We start from the raw sequence: 20,498 nt of genomic DNA, 5'->3' as shown, positions 1-20,498 counted from the left end.
CGCGCGGGGTCAGGCGTTGCGGGCGACCAGCAGCTCGACGTCGTACGTCTCCTCGACGGTCCCGTCGGGGAACAGCTCCAGCAGGATCCGGCGCTCCTCGGTCAGGAAGGTGCCCGCGTGCTCCTCGCCCGCGACGAGGAACAGGGAGTGGCTGCCGATGTTGGCGAGGTGGGTGTCGACGGGCACCTGGCGGCTCCAGCGGACCACTCGGTGGGTGAAGTCGAGGCGGCCCGTGGGGTCGGCGAGGGCGGACCGGGCTCCGTTGCCGTTCACCTCGACGGCCGGATGGGCGCCGTAGTCCTTGAAGTGCTCGGCGACCCGGTCGACCTGGCCGGCGATCCAGTCGACGTCGAGGGCGTAGGTGTTCCACCACAGGGCCAGCGCACCGCCCGGTCGCAGGACGCGGCAGGCTTCCGGGACCGCGCGGGCGGGATCGGTCCAGTGCCAGGACTGGGCGTAGGTGAGGAGGTCGGCCGAGTCGGTGAGGAGGGGGAGGTCGTTGCCGTCGCCCCTGATGATCGGGATGCCGGGGTGAGTACGGCGGAACTGCTCGGCCATGCCGTCGCCGGGTTCGACCGCGACGACCTCGGCGCCCCGGGCGTGCAGCAGGGCGGTCGCTATGCCGGTACCGGCCCCGATGTCGGCGACCCGGGCGCCGGTGAGGGTGCGCCCGGCGAGTTCCTCGATCGCGTCGAGGAGGGCGGGAGGGTAGGAGGGGCGGTTGGCGGCGTACTGGGCGGCGGCGGCGTTGAAGGAGTGGGCGCGGGCGGTGTGGAAGGAGGCGGTCATGAGGCCATGGTGGCCGGATCGGGGGCAGGGGGCGGTGAGTTCTCGGTGAGAGACGCGGCGCGCTGCAGGGCCGGGGCCCGGGAGTTGTCAGCGGCGGCGCTTCTTCTTCGAGGGGTTGCCCGTGCGGCGGGCGCCGCGCTTCTCGTGCTCCCTGCGTGCGGCCTCGTACTCCTGCCGGTGCAGTTTCTCGCCCGGGGCCTCCGTGAGGGACCGGAAGAAGTACGCCAGGAGGGACCCGACGAACCCGATGGTCAGCAGGCCGCGGAGGGAGGCCTGGCGGGCCGGGTCGGGGCGGACGCCGAAGCCGCCCCAGGTGGTGCGGAAGGCCAGCGCGCTGCAGATCGCGAACATCGCCACGACGAGGACGGTCACGAAGCTGCCGGAGTCGGCGATCCGGATGCCCTCGTAGGCGAAGCGGAGGATCAGGCAGGAGGCGACGGCGGCTGCGAGGGAGCCCACGGCGACGCCGACGCGGCGGAGGGCGTAGCCGTCACGGTGGTCCACCCAGGTGGTGCCGAAGAAACGGATCGGCTCGGGGCGGGGTCCGCCGCCCGGGGAGCCCGCGGGGATGTCCTGGGTGCCGGATTCGTCGCTCACGGGACGATTATGGCTCCGGGACGGGCGCGGGCTCCCTTCGGGTGCCGGCGTCAGCCGCAGCGCGAGGCGACGTAGCCGTCGCTGCCGGTGAGCACATAGGCGTCCGAGACGAACTCGCCGTTGGCGATGTTGTCCCAGATGTTCGAGGTGCCGTACGGCCCGACCACCGAGGTCCCAGGCGTCTGGCAGTAGATGGCGACCCGCGCCCCCTCGGGCAGGACGCGGACGATGCCGTACTGGGTGCCTGGGCCGCGGCGGACGTTGAGGCGGTAGCCCGGTGCAACCGAGTAGTAGTGCACGCCTGTGGCGGCTGTCGTGGCGACGGCCTCGCTCTTGCCGCCCTCGACTTCTTCGACGCGGTCAACAGACATCGGATTTCCCCCCGTTCGGTCCCCATGACTGCCATGGGGACCCGTTGATTCCCCTGAATCACGCCATGAAACATATGTACGCAACTCGCACGCGGACACTAGCAAGCCGCCTCTGTCCCGTACGAGTCATCGCATAGGCTCCGTGTGTCGCGCGCGCCGACGATCAGCACGGGGGTGGTTCCATGGCGCCACAGGGCAACACCGGAACGGGCGCGGAAGCGGAACTTCCCGAGTACGCCGGTCACTACCGCCTGGACTCATGTCTCGGGTCCGGTGGGATGGGTGTCGTGCACGTCGCGCGCAGCACCTCGGGGATGAAGCTCGCGGTGAAGGTCGTACACACCGAGTTCGCCAAGGATCCCGAGTTCAGGGGGCGTTTCCGGCAGGAGGTGGCCGCGGCGCGGAAGGTGAGCGGGGCGTTCACCGCCTCCGTCGTCGACGCCGATCCCGATGCCGAGCGGCCCTGGATGGCCACCCTGTTCATCCCCGGCCCGACACTCTCCGACCATGTGAAGCGGAACGGGCCCATGCCGCCCGCGGAGTTGCGCAGGCTCATGGCCGGGCTCGCCGAGGCACTGCGCGACATCCATCGCGTCGGGGTGGTCCACCGGGACCTCAAGCCGAGCAACGTGCTGCTCGCGGACGACGGCCCCAAGGTCATCGACTTCGGCATTTCTCGGCCAAAGGACAGTGAACTTCGCACCGAGACGGGGAAGTTGATCGGGACGCCGCCGTTCATGGCGCCGGAGCAGTTCCGGCGGCCGAGGGAGGTCGGGCCCGCGGCCGACATCTTCGCCCTGGGTTCCGTGATGGTTCACGCGGCCACCGGGCGCGGGCCGTTCGACTCCGACAGTCCCTATGTCGTCGCCTACCAGGTGGTGCACGACGAGCCGGATCTGACCGGCGTCCCCGCGAATCTCGCACCGCTGATCACGCGGTGTCTCGCCAAGGAGCCCGAGGACAGGCCCACGCCGGACGAGTTGATGCGGGAGCTGCGGTCGGTCGCGGCCTCGTACGACACCCAGGCGTTCATACCGGCGCAGCGCACGGTCGACGTCCCGGTGCCCGAGCGGAAGGCCGAGGGTCCGGTACGGCGGCACGAGCGGGTCCTGCGCAGGGGCGTGCTGCTCGCCGCCGGTGCGCTTGTCCTCGTCGCGGGCGGGGTGCTCGCCTCGATCCAGCTGCTCGGCGACGGACAGCCCGCACCGAAGGACACGACGCCGCGGGCGGGGGCGTCCGCGTCCCGCGCGTGGGAGGCGAAGCCGGTGGCCGAGGGCACGGGCACACCCCAGTGCTCGTACGGGTCGGGAAAACTCCTCTGCGTCCGGGCGGGACTGGTCTACGCGGTCGACCCGGCCGACGGCAGCCTGCTGTGGCGGCATAAGGCCGGCACGACCCGCTGGAGCGTTCCGCCCGCACTGTCCGGCGGCGTGGTGCTGCCGTTGCCCGATTTCGGCAACCGTCTGGAGGCGCTCGATCCCGACACGGGCCGAACGCGCTGGCAGCGGAACGTGCCGACGTACGACGGCACGTGGTCGGCAGGCGGCATGCTGCTGGTCACCCGCGCGGACGGGACGGTGACCGGCGTGGACAGCGCGTCCGGCGACACCAAGTGGAGCAGGAAGGTACCCGGCCACGCCACGCCGGCGTTCTCCACGTTCGCCGGGGACCCGCTGCTGTACGTGACGAGCACCTCCGTCGACGAGTCGACGACCCGGGTCACCGCCGTGGACGCGGCCACGGGTGATGTGCGGTGGGACGAGCGCCTCGACGGCGCACTGACTCCGGTCGGCTCCGAGAGCGGATCCCTCTTCTTCCTCTCCGTCGACCAGGTCTTCGACTACGCCCGCGCCGTCGTCCGCTTCACCCCCGCGTCCGGAGCGACCCGGAAGGTGAGCTTGCCCGTGCCCCGGCAGGGCGCCGAAGCCGCCGTGCACGACGGTGTCGTCTATGTGCTGGCCGCCGGCGGGGCCATGGAGGCCGTCGACGTCGACACGGGTCGGCGGCTGTGGCACCTGGAGACGTCCGTGAGCCGAGGGTCCGTCCCGGTCCCGGACGGCCGTCACGTCTTCGTCGCGGCTTCGGACGGGCGACTGCTCGCGGTGGACGCGCGCAAGGGGACGCTCGCAGGGCAGACCCCGGCACGGCTCGGACCCGACGCGGGCGACGTGGTCGCCACGCTGCCCCGTCCCATCCTCGCCGGCCGGCACGTCTACGCCACCGCCCCCGACGGCACCGTCTTCGCCGTGGCCGCCCGTACGCCGTCCGACTGGTAGGGCACAAAGCAGAAGGGCCGCCCAGCAGGGGCGGCCCCAGGTCTGCCCTGGGCCTCAGCCCAGCTTCGACACGTCCCGCACCGCGCCCTTGTCGGCGCTGGTGGCCATCGCCGCGTAGGCCCGCAGCGCGGCCGAGACCTTGCGCTCGCGGTTCTTCGGGGCGTACACGCCACCCAGAGCCGCCTCGCGGCGGGCGAGCTCGGCGTCGTCGACCAGGAGCTCGATGGTGCGGCCCGGGATGTCGATGCGGATGCGGTCACCGTCCTCGACGAGGGCGATGGTGCCGCCCGCTGCCGCCTCCGGGGAGGCGTGGCCGATGGACAGGCCCGAGGTGCCACCGGAGAAACGGCCGTCGGTGACCAGGGCGCAGGCCTTGCCGAGGCCACGGCCCTTCAGGTACGAGGTCGGGTAGAGCATCTCCTGCATGCCGGGGCCGCCCTTGGGGCCCTCGTAGCGGATGACGACGACGTCGCCCTCCTTGACCTGCTGGGTGAGGATCTTCTGGACGGCCTCCTCCTGGGACTCGCAGACGACCGCGGGACCCTCGAACGTCCAGATCGACTCGTCGACGCCGGCCGTCTTCACGACACAGCCGTCGACCGCGAGGTTGCCCTTGAGGACCGCCAGGCCGCCGTCCTTGGAGTAGGCGTGCTCGACGCTGCGGATGCAGCCCTCGGCCGCGTCCTCGTCCAGGGACGCCCAGCGCTCGGACTGGGAGAAGGCCTCGGCGGAGCGGACGCAGCCGGGGGCCGCGTGCCACAGTTCCAGGGCCTTCGGGGACGGTGAGCCGCCGCGCACGTCCCAGGTCTTGAGCCAGTCCGCGAGGGAGGGGCTGTGAACCGAGTGCACGTCCTCGTTGAGCAGGCCGGCGCGGTGCAGTTCGCCGAGGAGGGCGGGGATGCCGCCGGCGCGGTGCACGTCCTCCATGTAGTACGTGCGGTTCTTCGCCACGTTGGGGGCGACCTTCGCGAGGCAGGGGACACGGCGGGAGACCGCGTCGATCTCGGCCAGGCCGAAGGGGACGCCCGCCTCCTGGGCGGCGGCCAGCAGGTGCAGGATCGTGTTGGTCGAGCCGCCCATGGCGATGTCGAGCGCCATGGCGTTCTCGAAGGCCGCGAAGGTGGCGACGTTGCGCGGCAGGACCGTCTCGTCGTCCTGCTCGTAGTAGCGGCGGGTGATGTCCATGACCGTGTCGGCCGCGTCGACGTAGAGCTGTTTGCGGGCCGTGTGGGTGGCGAGGGTCGAGCCGTTGCCGGGGAGCGAGAGGCCGATGGCCTCCGTCAGGCAGTTCATCGAGTTGGCCGTGAACATGCCGGAACAGCTGCCGCAGGTCGGGCAGGCGTTCTCCTCGATGCGGAGCATGTCCTCGTCGGAGATCTTCTCGTTCACCGCGTCGGACATCGCGTCGACCAGGTCGAGGGTGCGGACCGTGCCGTCGACGAGGGTCGCGCGGCCGGACTCCATCGGGCCGCCGGAGACGAAGACCGTGGGGATGTTGAGCCGCAGCGCGGCGTTCAGCATGCCCGGGGTGATCTTGTCGCAGTTGGAGATGCAGATCAGGGCGTCGGCGCAGTGGGCCTCGACCATGTACTCGACGGAGTCGGCGATCAGGTCGCGGGAGGGGAGGCTGTAGAGCATGCCCCCGTGGCCCATCGCGATGCCGTCGTCGACGGCGATGGTGTTGAACTCGCGCGGGATGCCGCCGGCCGCGACGATCGCCTCGGAGACGATCCGGCCGACCGGCTGGAGGTGGGTGTGGCCCGGCACGAACTCCGTGAAGGAGTTGGCGACCGCGATGATCGGCTTGCGGCCGATGTCCGCACCGGGTACACCGGAGGCGCGCATAAGGGCGCGGGCGCCCGCCATGTTGCGGCCGTGGGTGACTGTGCGGGACCTCAGCTCGGGCATCGTCGCTCGCTCCTTCAGAGACGGTCGTCAGAGACTTCAGAGACGGTCGTATGAGACTTCTGACTGCTAACGAGCGTACGCCGGTCATCCAGGGGTCGGGACAGGGTGTCCGGAATGCGGGACGCCCGTCTCGGAGTCAGGGCCCCGTCAGATGGTTCTGCACGACCGGGGCCACCCGCGCGATGATCTGCTCGATGTCCGTCGACGCCAGCGGCTCCACCTTGATCACGTACCGCAGCATGGCCGTTCCCACGAGCTGGGCCGCCGCGAGTTCGGCCCGCAGTTCCGCGTCCGGCAGGTCGAGCTGGTCGGCGATGCGGCGCAGCAGCTGGGAGGCGACGAGCCTGCGGAAAACGGTGGCGGCGGTCTCGTTGTTCACGGCGGAGCGGACGACCGCGAGGATCGGCAGGCGGGTCGCCGGGTTCTCCCAGACGCCGAAGATGAAGCGGGTCAGGCGCTCCCCTACGTCCTCCAGGGGGCCCTCCGCGAGTGCGTCGGGGGCGCTCAGGGCGGGGGCGGCGGCGACCTCCACGGCCGCCTCGAAGACCTGCTCCTTGGTGCCGAAGTAGTGGTGGACCAGAGCCGGGTCGACCCCGGCGGCCTTGGCGATCCCGCGCACGGACGTCTTCTCGTAGCCCCGCTCGGAGAACTCCTCCCGGGCCGCGACGAGGATCCGGTCCCGGGTACCGGCCGCGTCCGATTCCGTACGCCGCGGCCGGCCACGCTTCCGCGCGGTGACGTCACTCACGGGCGGGGGGCCTTCTGGGCTGCGGAGGTTCTTGGCGGCGGGGGGAGCTGGGGGGCCGGCCGGGTGCGCGGGGCGGGGAGCGGCTGGGAGGTTGCCCGCGCCCGGGTGCGCGGCGCCGGAGGCAGCTGGGAGGATGCCCGGGTGCGTGGCGCCGGAGGCAGCTCGAAGGTCGCCCGGGTGCACGGCGCCGGATACATCTGGAAGGTCGCCCGGGTACGCGGTACCGGGGTCCCCGGCACCGTCGGCATCCGCCGGGCCGCCCCGATCCCGTGCGGTCGGGGCACCTGCACAGCCGCTCGGCTCCCAGCCGGCCGAGGCACCCGCACGTCGGCTCGGATCCCCGGCACCGAGGTCCCCGGCGTTGTCGCTCCTCGCACGGCTGTCCGGATCCCCGGCGCCGCAGGCACCCGCACCGCTGCCTGGACTGCCGACACCCCGGGCGCCTGAACAGCCGCTCGGCTCCCCGTCGGCCGGGGCACCCGCACCTCCGCGTGGCCGTTCATCGTCGCGGCACCTTCACCGAGGAGGCCAGGTGGAGGCGGGTGAAGGCGAGGGCCTCGGCGAGGTCGGCCTCACGTTCGGCGCCGGACATCGCGCGGCGGGTGTTTACCTCGATGACGACATGGCCGTCGAAGCCGGTCAGCGCGAGGCGTTCGAGGAGCTCGGCGCAGGGCTGGCCGCCGCGGCCCGGCACGAGGTGCTCGTCCTTGGCGGAACCCTTGCCGTCGGCGAGGTGGACGTGGCCGAGACGGTCTCCCATCCGGTCGACCATCTGCATCGCGTCGGTCCGGGAGGTCGCCGCGTGGCTGAGGTCGATCGTGAAGTGCCGGTAGTCGTCCTTGGTGACGTCCCAGTCCGGGGCGTACGCGAGCATCTCGCGGTCGCGGTAGCGCCAGGGGTACATGTTCTCGACGGCGAACCGTACGTCCGTCTCGTTCGCCATGCGCCAGATCCCGCTGACGAAGTCACGGGCGTACTGGCGCTGCCAGCGGAACGGCGGGTGGACGACGACCGTGCTGGCGCCCAGCTTCTCGGCGGCCGCCCGGGCGCGCTGGAGCTTGACCCACGGGTCCGTGGACCACACCCGCTGTGTGATGAGCAGACAGGGCGCGTGCACGGCGAGTATGGGGATCCCGTGGTAGTCGGAGAGGCGGCGCAGGGCTTCGATGTCCTGGCTGACCGGGTCGGTCCACACCATGACCTCGACGCCGTCGTATCCGAGACGTGCGGCGATCTCGAAGGCCGTCGCCGTCGACTCCGGGTAGACGGAGGCCGTCGAGAGGGCGACCTTCGCATCCGGGATCCGTACGACTGGTTCTGCCACGTCGGTCAGCCTAAGGGGTTCGCGGGGGTGGGTGTGGGGCGCCTATTCGCCGTTGTGGTGTTTGCCACGGGGCGTGTGCGACTCCGCCGCGGTCGCTCGCGCAGCCCCCCGCGCCCCTAGAAGCCCTCCCCCGAACCCATGTGGTCGAGCCGGCGCAGGATCACGCCCTCCCTCAGCGCCCAGGGGCAGATGTCGACCGTCTCGACGCCGAACAGGTCCATCGCGCCCTCGGCCACCAAGGCGCCCGCCAGGAGCTGGTTCGCCCTGCCCTCCGAGACGCCCGGGAGTTCCGCCCGCTGGTCCGTCGTCATGCCGGCCAGCCTCGGGACCCAGGCCTCCAGGGACTCGCGCTTGAGTTCGCGCTGTACGTAGAGACCCTCGGCGGAGCGGGCCGCGCCGGCCAGCCGGGCCAGCTGCTTGAACGTCTTGGAGGTGGCGACCACGTGGTCCGGGGCGCCGAACCGGGCGAACTCGCCGACGGTACGGGCGATCTGGGCACGGACGTGGCGGCGCAGGGCCCTGATGGCGTCCGCGCTCGGGGGGTCCCCGGGGAGCCAGCCCGCGGTGAGGCGGCCCGCGCCGAGCGGCAGGGACACCGCCGCGTCCGGCTCCTCGTCGATGCCGTAGGCGATCTCCAGGGAGCCGCCGCCGATGTCGAGGACCAGGAGCTTGCCGGCCGACCAGCCGAACCAGCGGCGGGCCGCGAGGAAGGTGAGACGGGCCTCGTCGGCGCCGGTGAGGACCTGGAGCTCGACTCCGGTCTCGGCCTTCACGCGCGCGAGGACGTCGTCGGCGTTGCTGGCCTCGCGGACGGCGGAGGTGGCGAACGGGAGCAGGTCCTCGACGCCCTTGTCCTCGGCGGCCTGGAGCGCGTCCTTGACGACGGCGACCAGCTTCTCGACGCCCTTGGGACCGATCGCCCCGGCCTGGTCGAGGAGTTGCGCAAGGCGCAGTTCCGCCTTGTGCGAGTGCGCGGGCAGGGGGCGCGCGCCGGGGTGCGCGTCCACCACCAGCAGGTGCACCGTGTTCGATCCCACGTCGAGGACACCGAGTCTCATGGAGGGAACGCTACTGCCAGCTGGGCGTTCGGCTGTCTCCGGAGGGGCCTCGGGCGACTTACCCTGGACGCGTGCCAAAGACGAAAAAGGTGAAGGACGACAAAACGGCCGTATCTGCCGACGGTCCTTCGCGGGTGAAGCCGCCGAAGCAGTCGCGGAAGGCCATGAAGGCTCTGAAGGACGACGAGAAGGGGCTCGACTTCGCGCGCGCGTGGGTGGAGTTCCCGGATCCGGCGGACGACGAGCAGGTCTTCCGCTGCGATCTGACGTGGCTGACCTCTCGGTGGAACTGCATCTTCGGCAGCGGCTGCCAGGGCATCCAGGCGGGCCGGGCGGACGACGGGTGCTGCACGCTGGGTGCCCACTTCTCCGACGAGGAGGACGAGCAGCGGGTCGCCGAGCACGTGGCGCGACTCACTCCGGACATCTGGCAGCACCACGCCGAGGGCACCCGGGGCGGCTGGGTCTCGGAGGACGAGGACGGCGACCGGCAGACCCGGCCCTTCCAGGGCTCCTGCATCTTCCAGAACCGGCCCGGCTTCCCGGGCGGCCAGGGCTGCTCGCTGCACATCCTGGCGCTGCGGGAGGGCCGCGAGCCGCTGGAGACCAAGCCGGACGTCTGCTGGCAGCTTCCGGTACGGCGGACGTACGAGTGGATCGACCGGCCCGACGACACCCGCGTGCTCCAGGTGTCGATCGGCGAGTACGACCGGCGCGGCTGGGGTTCGGGCGGCCACGACCTGCACTGGTGGTGCACGTCGGCGACCTCGGCACACGGCGCCGGCGACCCGGTCTACGTCTCCTACCGCCCCGAGCTCATCGAGCTGATGGGCAAGGCGGGCTACGACCGCCTCGTCGAGCTGTGCGAGCAACGTCTGGCCTCCCGACTGCCCCTGCTGGCACCGCATCCGGCGGACCCGGCCGGCTGAGCGCCGGGGACCGGACGGCGCCGAGCGCGCCCACCCCCGGGGGTCCACCGCCTCACCTCCGCATCCGCTACGACGCGGACGGGCTCGGACCGTCGCTGCCCGTCGGCGACGGCGTGGGGCTCGCCGGGTCGGACGGGGAGGGGTCCGGCGGGGTCGGGGAGGGTGACGAGGTGGGCGGGTCGCTCGGAGGGGGATCCGAGGGGGCCGTGGGGGTGGGACTGGGCGGGGGTGTCGTCGGGTCGTCGCCGGGGCCGGACGGCGCGGGTGCCGTGCCGTAGCCCTCGATGGTGACGACGGCGCCGGCCGGCGCGATCGCCACGCGCGCGCTCCAGTGGCCGGACGGCTCGCGCAGATGGTCGACGTACACCTTGATCGTCAACGACTCGCCGGGTTTCAGGGTTCCCGAGGACTGGCTGAGGTAGAGCCAGGAGGCACCCGTGGTGGCCGACCAGCGGACCGGGGTGTCGCCGGTGGCGGTGAGGGTGATCAGCGTGGTGTCGCCGTCGTTGGCGGCGCGGACCTCCAGGTGCCCGGCGCCCTTCCGGCCGGCGCCGGCGACGCTCACGACCTCCACCGAGACGTCGGGCCGGCCGTCCTTGGCGAAGCGGTTGCCGGGCTTGGCGCTCGCGTTGCCCGCGTTCTGGTAGCCGCCGCTGGCCGCCACGCCGTCCAGGCTGTCGGGGCCGTGCGCCTCGCTGGCACTGGTGGAGTGGCCGTCGGCCCCTTCGCCGGGGCCGCCCCGGTAGGCGGCCCACAGGGCGAGCACGGGGGCGGCGACGACCGTGGCGACGACGGTCGTGGTGACGGCACGCGCGCGCAGGCGGTCGCGGCGGGCGGCCCGGTCCTTGGGGTCCATGGGGAAGCCGCGCCGGTCGAAGCGGGGCACGGCGGCGCCACGCGCGCGTGGGGGGTGCGCCGACGCCGTGGGCAGGGCCGCACGGGGCGCCTCCAGGACGGGCAGCTCGGCGGGCGTGGTCATGGCCCCGGGCCAGCGGCCGGGGATCGCGCGCTCGGCACTGCGGCGGCAGCGCGGGCAGTCGTCGACGTGGCGCACGAGTTCGCGGCGCAGGGCGGAGCTGAGCACGAACTGGCTGTCGCCGGTGAGCCGCGCCACGCCCGGACAGTCACCGGTCTCGACGACGGCGAGGGCCGCGCGCGTGCGCTCGACCTCGCAGGCGGCGGAGGCGAGCAGTTCGCGGGCGCCGGCGAGGTCCATGCCGAGGACGGCGGCGACCTCGTGGGCGGCGAGGTGGTGGCGCACGGCGAGTTCGAGCGCCTCGCGCTGCTCGGGGGTCGTTCCGGCCGCCTCCGGCCAGGCCAGCAGCGCGAGTTCGCGGCGCCGGGCCTCCAGGACGTCCTCGGCGACCGGGGGTTCGGCGGGCTGCCGGGCGGCTCCGTGACGGCCCGCCGCGTGCGTGGCCTGACGTTTCTGCTTGGCCTCGGCCAGCTTGCGCAGACAGGCCCAGCGGGCCAGCGCGTACAGCCACGCCCTGCGGTCGCCGGCCGCGTCAGGACCGCCGCGCTTGTCGGCGAGCACGACGACGTCACCGAGGGCGGCGGTCGCCGCGTCGTGGTCGCACAGCACCGACATGCAGTAGGTGAACAGGCCGTCCAGGTACGGCTCGTAGCGCGCGGGCGGCCGCTGTGCCGGCGTGCGCGCCGCACCGCGGTCGCGCTCCTGCCGTTGCGCCCGGTGCGCGCCGGTGGTGCGGGTCGAGGTCTGCGGACTGCTGCTCATCATCCGTGGACCGTAGGGGGCGGAAGATGGCCCCTTCCTGCGCCTTGAGCACTTTTACTCCGTACGGGTGAAACGATCCCTCAATAGGGGACAGGAACCCTCGATTCCATGGCTCGTTCCCGTCGTGACGTGGCCGATTCATGTGCCGGGGACAGGGGCGGCGCCGGCTGCCGGGGCGCGAGCCGTCCGGTGGGCGGCGGCCGCGTTGTCAGTGCCGGCGGTTACGGTTCGTGCATGGCCACCCGTACGAAGTCCGCCAAGGAGCGCCCGTCCTACCGCTGCACCGAGTGCGGCTGGCAGACGGCCAAGTGGCTCGGTCGCTGCCCCGAGTGCCAGGCCTGGGGGACGATCGAGGAGTACGGCGCGCCCGCGGTGCGTACGACCACACCCGGCCGCGTCACCACCTCCGCCGTGCCCATCGGCCAGGTCGACGGCCGCCAGGCCGCCGCCCGCTCCACCGGTGTGCCCGAGCTGGACCGGGTGCTCGGCGGCGGACTGGTGCCCGGCGCGGTGGTGCTCCTGGCGGGCGAGCCCGGCGTCGGCAAGTCCACCCTGCTGCTGGACGTGGCGGCCAAGTCGGCGAGCGACGAGCACCGCACGCTCTATGTGACCGGCGAGGAGTCCGCGAGCCAGGTCCGGCTGCGTGCCGACCGCATCGGCGCGATCGACGACCACCTGTATCTCGCCGCCGAGACCGACCTGTCCGCGGTGCTCGGACATCTGGACGCGGTGAAGCCGTCGCTGCTGATCCTCGACTCCGTGCAGACGGTGGCCTCCCCGGAGATCGACGGCGCCCCCGGCGGCATGGCCCAGGTGCGCGAGGTGGCCGGGGCACTGATCCGGGCCTCCAAGGAGCGCGGGATGTCCACCCTCCTGGTGGGCCATGTCACCAAGGACGGCGCGATCGCAGGGCCGCGTCTGCTGGAGCACCTCGTGGACGTGGTCCTGAGCTTCGAGGGCGACCGCCACGCGCGCCTCAGGCTCGTACGGGGCGTCAAGAACCGCTACGGCGCCACCGACGAGGTCGGCTGCTTCGAACTGCACGACGAGGGCATCACGGGCCTCGCCGACCCGAGCGGACTTTTCCTGACACGTCGTGACGAACCGGTCCCCGGCACCTGTCTCACCGTCACCCTGGAGGGCCGCCGCCCCCTGGTGGCCGAGGTCCAGGCGCTCACCGTCGACTCGCAGATCCCCTCGCCCCGCCGCACCACCTCGGGCCTGGAGACCTCCCGCGTCTCGATGATGCTCGCCGTCCTGGAGCAGCGCGGCCGGATCAGCGCGCTCGGCAAGCGCGACATCTACTCCGCGACGGTCGGCGGGGTAAAGCTTTCGGAACCTGCCGCGGACCTGGCGGTCGCCCTCGCCCTGGCGTCGGCGGCGAGTGACACCCCGCTGCCCAAGAACCTCGTTGCGATCGGCGAAGTGGGCCTCGCGGGCGAGGTCAGACGGGTCACGGGCGTCCAGCGCAGGCTCTCCGAGGCCCACCGTCTGGGCTTCACGCACGCGCTCGTCCCGGGCGATCCCGGCAAGATCCCGGCCGGCATGAAGGTGCTGGAAGTGGCGGACATAGGGGACGCCCTGAGGGTCCTTCCGCGCTCGCGTCGGCGAGAGGCCCCGCGGGACGCGGAGGACCGCCGGTAGACTTTGCCCTGGTCTCGCCCGTCCGTACGAACCGCATGTGCGACACGGGAGCGCCCAAGACCCCGCGACCGGAGGAGAGCAGTGGCAGCCAACGACCGGGCAGCAGCTCCCGGAAAGTCCGGTGGGAGTGCCGGTTCCGATGGCCTGATGCGCGCCTCCCTGAGCGCCGTGGCCCCCGGCACCGCCTTGCGCGACGGCCTCGAGCGGGTGCTGCGCGGCAACACCGGCGGACTCATCGTGCTCGGCTTCGACAAGACGGTGGAGACGATGTGCACGGGCGGTTTCGTCCTGGACGTCGAGTTCGCGGCCACGCGTCTGCGTGAGCTGTGCAAGCTGGACGGCGGCATCGTGCTCTCGTCCGACCTGTCGAAGATCCTGCGGGCGGGCGTGCAGTTCGTGCCCGACGCGACGATCCCGACGGAGGAGACGGGCACCCGGCACCGCACCGCGGACCGGGTGAGCAAGCAGGTCGGCTTCCCGGTGGTCTCGGTCTCCCAGTCGATGCGTCTCATCGCCCTGTACGTCGACGGCCAGCGCCGGGTCCTGGAGGACTCGGCGGCGATCCTGTCCCGCGCGAACCAGGCCCTGGCGACCCTGGAGCGCTACAAGCTCCGCCTCGACGAGGTCGCCGGGACCCTCTCCGCGCTGGAGATCGAGGACCTCGTGACGGTCCGGGACGTCTCAGCCGTGGCCCAGCGCCTGGAGATGGTCCGCCGCATCGCGACCGAGATCGCCGAGTACGTGGTCGAGCTCGGCACGGACGGACGCCTGCTCGCCCTCCAGCTCGACGAGTTGATCGCGGGCGTGGAGCCGGAACGCGAACTGGTGGTCCGGGACTACGTCCCCGAGCCCACCGCCAAGCGCTCCCGCACGGTCGACGAGGCGCTGTACGAACTGGACGCCCTGACCCACGCCGAGCTCCTCGAACTCCCCACCGTGGCCCGTGCCCTGGGCTACACCGGCTCCCCCGAGGCGATCGACTCGGGCGTCTCCCCCCGCGGTTTCCGCCTCCTGGCCAAGGTCCCCCGCCTGCCGGGCGCGATCATCGACCGCCTGGTGGAGCACTTCGGCGGCCTCCAGAAGCTCCTGGCGGCCAGCGTCGACGACCTCCAGACGGTGGACGGAGTCGGCGAGGCAAGGGCACGCAGCGTCCGCGAGGGCCTGTCGAGGCTGGCGGAGAGCTCGATCCTGGAACGGTACGTGTAGGGGCTTTTGGTTCTTCAGGGGCGCGGGGACGGCGCGACCAGCCCCCACGCCCCCGCGGCCGACAAACAGCCGGACGCGGCACCCCCTGGGTCGTCTCAGTCGTTCTCCAGCACGAACGAAGCCTGCACCGTGGAGTACCCGGGCGCCTTGACCTCCACCAGGTAGGTCCCGGCACCAGCCGATCCCGCCGGAGGCGTCGCGCACTGCGGAGCGCTCGGCTTGCGGTCCCACTTGACGGTGTACGTGATGCTGCTTCCGGCCGGAGCCCGGTAGACCAGGTGACCCGCGGTCCTGGGGCAGTCGGCGGACGACCAGTACGCGTCGTCCTCGCCGGCCTGCGTGATCGTCAACACCGCGTTCTTGGGCCCGAGATCGACCTTGCAGTCGCTGCCGGAGGAGTTCGTCGCGGTGAGCAGCAGCGTGGGCGTCTGGTCGGGGTCGTAGGCGTTCTTCAGGCTCCGTACGCTCAACTTCACCGCTCCCGCAGTGCAGTTGGGCAGCGAGGAGCCGGCCGGAAGGGTGTCGCTCTGTCCGACCCCGATGCCCGTACCGCCGCTCCCGGCGCCGCCCGCGGAACCGCCCGCCCCGGCGGAGCCGCCCGTGCCGCCCGCACCGCCGGCACCCGAGCCGCCCCCCGCGGCCGCGCCCGCGCCGGCCGCGGAACCGGAGCCCGATCCCGAACCCGATCCCGAACCCCCGCCGGTGTCCCCGCCGGTCGTCGACTCGTCGCGGCCGCCCGGGGCTTGGCTGATCGCGGGCCCGGAGCCGGAGGGCCCGGGGGTGATCGTCGAGGGGGAGGGATTCTTGTCGTTGGGCCCGTCCGCGCCGTTCTTGCCGCCCCCGCCGCCGGAGCTGACGATCCACGCGATCAGCAGCGCCAGCACGGCTAGGACGGACAGCATGACGGCCCTCCGTCGCCAGTAGATGGAGGAGGGAAGCGGCCCGACCGGATTGCGCAGAGATCCCACGGCGCAAACTGTACGAGAGATCGGCGAGTTCACCGCCCTCACCCGCCGCCGGGCGCCACAACTTTTCAGGATCATCATTCCGGGAACTGACACGTGCCGATCGCGGCGTGTGACCGTATCGGCCCACCGCCTACGGTCCGTGACCACGGACTTCGAGTGCGCCGGGATCCACCGGGACGGCACCGGCCGCGCGGATGGCACCCCCACGTGGGTACGGCACCGGGGCGGGAGGTGGACGGAGGCCTGACTCCGGCTCCTCGGCCCGTTGTTCGCCGACATCGACCGAGCGTTCACGATCGCGTCCCTTGCACCTCTGGCCATGGCCGCCGACCGACTCCGCTGCGAGCAGCTCGTGTTGCGGGCGGGATCGCCGGGTCCGGTGTTCCCCGGGGGTGGCGGTCCGCCCGCGCGGCCCCCCGGTCGTGGCAGGATCGGAAGGCCATGACTGCGCCCACGAAGACCCCGCACAGCAGCCCCGCCGACGGCACCACCGACGCTCCCCGCGGAGCGGGCCTGCACTCCCCTGTCATCGACTGGTTCGACGAGCACGCCCGGGATCTGCCGTGGCGGCGGCCCGAGGCCGGCCCGTGGGGGGTGATGGTCAGTGAGTTCATGCTTCAGCAGACGCCCGTGAGCCGGGTCCTGCCGGTCTACGAGCAGTGGCTCGCCCGGTGGCCGCGCCCCGCCGATCTGGCCGCGGAGGCGCCCGGTGAGGCCGTGCGCGCCTGGGGGCGGCTCGGGTATCCGCGCCGGGCCCTGCGGCTGCACGGCGCCGCCGTCGCCATAACGGAACGGCACGGCGGCGACGTACCCACGGACCACGCCCAACTGCTCGCCCTGCCCGGGATCGGCGAGTACACGGCGGCCGCCGTCGCCTCCTTCGCGTACGGGCAGCGGCACGCGGTGCTGGACACCAATGTGCGGCGGGTGTTCGCCCGCGCCGTCACCGGTGTGCAGTACCCGCCGAACGCCACCACCGCCGCCGAGCGCAGGCTCGCCCGCGCGCTGCTGCCCGAGGACGAGAGGACCGCCGCGCGCTGGGCCGCCGCCTCCATGGAGCTCGGCGCGCTCGTCTGCACCGCCAAGAACGAGGCGTGCCCGCGCTGCCCCATCGCCGCCCAGTGCGCCTGGCGGCTCGCGGGCAAGCCCGAGCACGACGGGCCGGCGCGGCGCGGACAGACGTACGCCGGTACCGACCGCCAGGTCCGCGGCAAGCTGCTCGCCGTGCTGCGGGAGGCCCACACGCCCGTCCCGCAGGCCGTGCTCGACGGGGTGTGGCACGAACCGGTGCAGCGGGCGCGGGCGTTGGACGGTCTGGTCGCGGACGGGCTCGTCGAACCCCTGCCGGGTGGTTTGTATCGGCTGCCGTTGACATAGCCCGTCACCAGCAAACCGGCAAATCGCCCCGAACCGGCGCGAAATCCCGCGCCGGTTTACCCCTTTTCGACTTCCGTTACACAACCGACGGACAGCCGAGTGCCAGCCGCGCGCTGCTCCGCACAGCCCCGTGACAACCGCTCCGTAGCTTCATTGCCATGCCGCACACCAGGCGGCAGCACACGTGATGAGAACCGGCAGGGACTGCCGGAACGGGGATCAGGAGGCGGTCGACATGGCGCAGGGCGAGGTGCTCGAGTTCGAGGAGTACGTCCGCACCCGGCAGGACGCGCTGCTGCGCAGCGCACGCCGTCTGGTCCCGGACCCGGTCGACGCGCAGGACCTGCTCCAGACGGCGCTCGTACGGACGTACGGCCGCTGGGAGACCATCGAGGACAAGCGGCTCGCGGACGCCTATCTGCGCCGGGTGATGATCAACACCCGCACGGAGTGGTGGCGGGCCCGCAAGCTGGAGGAAGTGCCGACCGAGCAGCTCCCGGACGCCTCGGTCGACGACTCCACCGAGCAGCACGCGGACCGCGCCCTGCTGATGGACGTCATGAAGGTGCTGGCCCCCAAGCAGCGCAGCGTCGTCGTGCTGCGACACTGGGAGCAGATGTCCACGGAGGAGACGGCCGCCGCCCTCGGCATGTCGGCCGGTACGGTCAAGAGCACGCTGCACCGGGCGCTCGCCCGGCTCCGCGAGGAGCTGGAGGCCCGCGACCTGGACGCACGCGCGCTGGAGCGTGAGGAGCGGGAGCGTTGCGCGGCGGCCTGACCGAACCCGGGCCCACCCGGCCGGACCTCGCTCCGGCCCGGGGGATCTTCCAGGCGGCGAGCACGGCGGTGGCCGTGCTCGCCGCCCTCGCCCTTTTCGTCTCCGCCTGCGCCACCGGCGGCACCGGCACCCGTGACGAGGGGCCGGCGCACGCGGTCGCGGGGACCGGCGCCTCGCCCTCGGTCCTGCCCTCCGCCCTCGCCTCCCCGCGCCTGGACCGCGAGCGCGCGGTCGCCCTCCTCAAGTCCGACCCCAAGGTCTCCGAGGCGGTCAAGCGCGACCTGGAGCCCTGCGGCACCGACCAGTACCCGGTCGACCTGTTCTACGGCGACCTGACCGGCGGCGCGGCCGACGACGTCGTCGTCAACGTCGTGACCTGCGCCGATCTGGTGGGCGTCGGCTCGTACGTGTACCGCGAGGAAGACGGTTCGTACCAGAATGTCTTCCAGACCGAGGAACCTCCCGTCTACGCCGAGATCGACCGCGGCGACCTGGTGGTGACCAAGCAGGTGTACGAGAAGGGCGACCCGGTGTCGGACCCGTCCGGCGAGAACGTGATCACGTACCGCTGGGTCTCGGGGAGGTTCGCCGCGGTGTACCGGACGCACAGCGACTACGGCAGCGTCGGCACGGAACCGTCGCCGGCACCCGACAGCTGAACCGATCGGGCCGCCCGGAACGATGTCCCAGTGACCGCCACGACCCCGAAGAGTGAGAGCACCCGGATGGCAGACCAGACCCATGTGCTGTTCGTCGAGGACGACGACGTCATCCGCGAGGCCACCCAACTCGCCCTGGAGCGGGACGGCTTCGCGGTCACCGCCATGCCCGACGGCCTGTCGGGCCTGGAGGCGTTCCGGGCGGACCGCCCCGACATCGCCCTCCTGGACGTCATGGTCCCGGGCCTCGACGGGGTCAGTCTGTGCCGTCGTATCCGCGACGAGTCCACCGTGCCGGTGATCATGCTGTCGGCGCGCGCCGACTCCATCGACGTGGTGCTCGGTCTGGAGGCCGGCGCCGACGACTACGTGACCAAGCCGTTCGACGGGGCGGTGCTGGTCGCCCGGATCCGGGCGGTGCTGCGCCGCTTCGGGCACGCGGGCGGGGCCGACCGGGGCGAGGGGGACGCGGACGCGGACACCGGGGGTGTGCTGACCTTCGGGGAGTTGGAGGTCGACACCGAGGGCATGGAGGTGCGCAAGGGCGGACAGCCGGTGGCGCTCACCCCGACCGAGATGCGGCTGCTGCTCGAGTTCTCCTCCGCGCCGGGCACGGTCCTGTCCCGGGACAAGCTCCTGGAGCGGGTGTGGGACTACGGCTGGGGCGGTGACACGCGGGTCGTCGACGTCCATGTGCAGCGGCTGCGGACGAAGATCGGCCAGGACCGGATCGAGACGGTCCGCGGCTTCGGCTACAAGTTGAAGGCCTGAGCAGGGGGGCCTGGACATGCGGGGGATCCTTCGGGGCCCGGTGTCGGAGCGCGTGGTGGTGCGCACCGGCCTGAGATGGAAGCTCAGCGCGGCCATCGCGCTGGTCGGCGCGCTCGTGGCGGTCGCGCTGAGCCTGGTCGTGCACAACGCGGCCCGCGTCTCGATGCTGGACAACGCGCGTGACCTCGCGGACGAGCGGATCCAGATCGCCCAGCGCAGCTACGAGCTGACGGGCAAGCCGAACTTCCCCAGCATCGCCGTCGACGACCGCCGTCTGCCCCCCGCGCTGCGCGAGAAGGTCGAGGAGGGCCGCCGGGCGACCTACGTCTCCGACCGGCCCGACGGGGGGCCGGACATCTGGGCCGCGGTCCCGGTCAAGGGCGGGCATGTGCTGTCGCTGCACACCGGGTTCACCGACCGCAGCACCGACATCCTCAACGACCTCGACCAGGCCCTGGTGATCGGCTCCATCGCGGTGGTCCTCGGCGGCAGCGCGCTCGGTGTGCTCATCGGCGGGCAGTTGTCCCGGCGGCTGCGGAAGGCGGCGACCGCCGCGAACCAGATGGCCAAGGGCGAAACGGATGTCCGGGTGCGGGACGCGATCGGCGGGGTCGTACGGGACGAGACCGACGATCTCGCGAGCGCCGTGGACGCCATGGCGGACGCGCTCCAGCAGCGGCTGGAGGCCGAGCGCCGGGTCACGGCGGACATCGCGCACGAGCTGCGGACCCCGGTGACGGGTCTGCTGACGGCGGCGGAACTGCTGCCTCCGGGGCGGCCCACGGAACTGGTCCTGGACCGGGCGAAGGCCATGCGCACCCTCGTCGAGGACGTCCTGGAGGTGGCCCGGCTCGACGGCGCCTCCGAGCGGGCCGAGCTCCAGGACATCCTGCTCGGTGAGTTCGTCGCCCGGCGAGTGGCGGCCAAGGGTCCGGGGATCGAGGTCCGCGTGGTGCACGAGTCGGAGGTCACGACCGATCCGCGCCGCCTGGAGCGGGTGCTGTTCAACCTCCTCGCCAACGCCGCCCGGCACGGCAAGCCGCCCATCCAGGTCACCGTCGAGGGCCGCGTCATCCGCGTCCGCGACCACGGCCCCGGCTTCCCCGAGGACCTCCTCGCCGACGGCCCGAGCCGCTTCCGCACGGGCAGCGCGGACCGCGCGGGGCACGGGCACGGCCTGGGGCTGACGATCGCGGCCGGTCAGGCGCGGGTGCTGGGGGCACGGCTGACCTTCCGCAACATCCGTCCGGCCGGGGCACCGGCGGGGGTCCCCGCGGAGGGCGCGGTGGCCGTGCTGTGGCTGCCGGAGCACGCGCCGACGGCGACCGGGAGCTACCCCCTGCTGCCGTGACCTCGG

The 20,498-nt window shown here is 72.5% G+C and carries 18 protein-coding genes; 9 read left to right on the top strand and 9 right to left on the bottom strand.

The features are described from left to right. Positions 1-9 precede the first annotated feature (9 nt). The 3 genes from M2163_RS28285 to M2163_RS28275 all read right to left on the bottom strand — a co-directional run bounded on the left by M2163_RS28285 (position 10) and on the right by M2163_RS28275 (position 1,757). The gene (locus tag M2163_RS28285) at positions 10-789 is read right to left on the bottom strand and encodes a class I SAM-dependent methyltransferase (protein ID WP_280850057.1); all 780 of its coding nucleotides are present in this window, start codon (positions 787-789) and stop codon (positions 10-12) included. Positions 790-876: 87 nt separating this feature from the next. Then, entirely contained in the window at positions 877-1,386 is a 510-nt protein-coding gene (locus M2163_RS28280) for an EamA/RhaT family transporter (RefSeq protein ID WP_280895391.1), read from the bottom strand. A 50-nt stretch (positions 1,387-1,436) separates the two neighbouring features. Then, positions 1,437-1,757, bottom strand: coding sequence for an SH3 domain-containing protein (locus M2163_RS28275; protein ID WP_280895390.1), 321 nt, complete (start codon positions 1,755-1,757; stop codon positions 1,437-1,439). A 182-nt stretch (positions 1,758-1,939) separates the two neighbouring features. Here M2163_RS28275 and M2163_RS28270 point away from each other — a divergent pair, with 182 nt between their 5' ends. Next, the gene (locus tag M2163_RS28270; RefSeq protein WP_280895389.1) at positions 1,940-4,033 is read left to right on the top strand and encodes a serine/threonine-protein kinase; all 2,094 of its coding nucleotides are present in this window, start codon (positions 1,940-1,942) and stop codon (positions 4,031-4,033) included. Positions 4,034-4,087: 54 nt separating this feature from the next. On the opposite strand, the gene ilvD is transcribed toward M2163_RS28270, so the two are convergent. From ilvD to M2163_RS28250, 4 genes are all read right to left on the bottom strand, one after another. Continuing rightward, positions 4,088-5,941 (bottom strand): dihydroxy-acid dehydratase, encoded by a 1,854-nt coding sequence (gene ilvD / locus M2163_RS28265; protein WP_280895388.1) that lies wholly within the window; start codon positions 5,939-5,941, stop codon positions 4,088-4,090. A 136-nt stretch (positions 5,942-6,077) separates the two neighbouring features. Further along, positions 6,078-6,689 carry a TetR family transcriptional regulator gene (locus M2163_RS28260; protein ID WP_280850062.1) on the bottom strand — a complete coding sequence of 204 codons (612 nt, stop codon included), beginning with the start codon at positions 6,687-6,689 and terminating at the stop codon, positions 6,078-6,080. Between the two features lie 499 nt (positions 6,690-7,188). Beyond that, positions 7,189-8,013, bottom strand: coding sequence for a sugar phosphate isomerase/epimerase (locus M2163_RS28255; protein ID WP_280850063.1), 825 nt, complete (start codon positions 8,011-8,013; stop codon positions 7,189-7,191). A 116-nt stretch (positions 8,014-8,129) separates the two neighbouring features. Beyond that, entirely contained in the window at positions 8,130-9,071 is a 942-nt protein-coding gene (locus tag M2163_RS28250) for a Ppx/GppA phosphatase family protein (RefSeq protein WP_280895387.1), read from the bottom strand. A gap of 164 nt (positions 9,072-9,235) precedes the next feature. Between M2163_RS28250 and M2163_RS28245 the strand changes: the two genes are divergently transcribed. Further along, on the top strand, positions 9,236-10,000 hold the full coding sequence (locus M2163_RS28245; protein ID WP_280854126.1) for a hypothetical protein: 765 nt from the start codon (positions 9,236-9,238) through the stop codon (positions 9,998-10,000). 67 nt (positions 10,001-10,067) lie between these two features. Here the strand turns inward: M2163_RS28245 and M2163_RS28240 are convergent, their stop codons facing one another. Continuing rightward, positions 10,068-11,741: a hypothetical protein gene (locus tag M2163_RS28240; protein WP_280895386.1), complete on the bottom strand. Its 1,674-nt coding sequence runs from the start codon at positions 11,739-11,741 to the stop codon at positions 10,068-10,070. Positions 11,742-11,972: 231 nt separating this feature from the next. Between M2163_RS28240 and radA the strand changes: the two genes are divergently transcribed. Together radA and disA are read left to right on the top strand one after the other, a co-directional pair. Beyond that, on the top strand, positions 11,973-13,382 hold the full coding sequence (gene radA / locus M2163_RS28235) for a DNA repair protein RadA (RefSeq protein ID WP_280850066.1): 1,410 nt from the start codon (positions 11,973-11,975) through the stop codon (positions 13,380-13,382). An 81-nt stretch (positions 13,383-13,463) separates the two neighbouring features. After that, positions 13,464-14,588, top strand: a complete 1,125-nt coding sequence (disA, locus tag M2163_RS28230; RefSeq protein ID WP_037717494.1) for a DNA integrity scanning diadenylate cyclase DisA — start codon at positions 13,464-13,466, stop codon at positions 14,586-14,588. A 95-nt stretch (positions 14,589-14,683) separates the two neighbouring features. On the opposite strand, the gene M2163_RS28225 is transcribed toward disA, so the two are convergent. Continuing rightward, positions 14,684-15,556 carry a hypothetical protein gene (locus M2163_RS28225; RefSeq protein ID WP_280895385.1) on the bottom strand — a complete coding sequence of 291 codons (873 nt, stop codon included), beginning with the start codon at positions 15,554-15,556 and terminating at the stop codon, positions 14,684-14,686. A gap of 441 nt (positions 15,557-15,997) precedes the next feature. On the opposite strand from M2163_RS28225, the gene M2163_RS28220 reads away from it, so the two are divergent. The 5 genes from M2163_RS28220 (at position 15,998) to cseC (ending at position 20,492) form a co-directional block, all read left to right on the top strand. After that, positions 15,998-16,933, top strand: a complete 936-nt coding sequence (locus tag M2163_RS28220; protein WP_280895384.1) for an A/G-specific adenine glycosylase — start codon at positions 15,998-16,000, stop codon at positions 16,931-16,933. Positions 16,934-17,168: 235 nt separating this feature from the next. Next, positions 17,169-17,711 (top strand): SigE family RNA polymerase sigma factor, encoded by a 543-nt coding sequence (locus M2163_RS28215; protein WP_020122536.1) that lies wholly within the window; start codon positions 17,169-17,171, stop codon positions 17,709-17,711. Beyond that, positions 17,696-18,370 carry a hypothetical protein gene (locus tag M2163_RS28210; RefSeq protein WP_280850069.1) on the top strand — a complete coding sequence of 225 codons (675 nt, stop codon included), beginning with the start codon at positions 17,696-17,698 and terminating at the stop codon, positions 18,368-18,370. Before M2163_RS28215 ends, M2163_RS28210 begins: the two co-directional genes overlap by 16 nt. Before the next feature lie 66 nt (positions 18,371-18,436). Further along, the gene (gene cseB, locus M2163_RS28205; RefSeq protein WP_280895383.1) at positions 18,437-19,141 is read left to right on the top strand and encodes a two-component system response regulator CseB; all 705 of its coding nucleotides are present in this window, start codon (positions 18,437-18,439) and stop codon (positions 19,139-19,141) included. Between the two features lie 16 nt (positions 19,142-19,157). After that, positions 19,158-20,492, top strand: coding sequence for a two-component system sensor histidine kinase CseC (gene cseC / locus M2163_RS28200; protein WP_280850071.1), 1,335 nt, complete (start codon positions 19,158-19,160; stop codon positions 20,490-20,492). Positions 20,493-20,498 lie beyond the last annotated feature (6 nt).

Source organism: Streptomyces sp. SAI-135, from assembly GCF_029893805.1.
Classification (GTDB): domain Bacteria; phylum Actinomycetota; class Actinomycetes; order Streptomycetales; family Streptomycetaceae; genus Streptomyces.
Note: the sequence above shows the minus strand (reverse complement) of the source record. Positions and strands in the feature narration are given on the sequence as shown.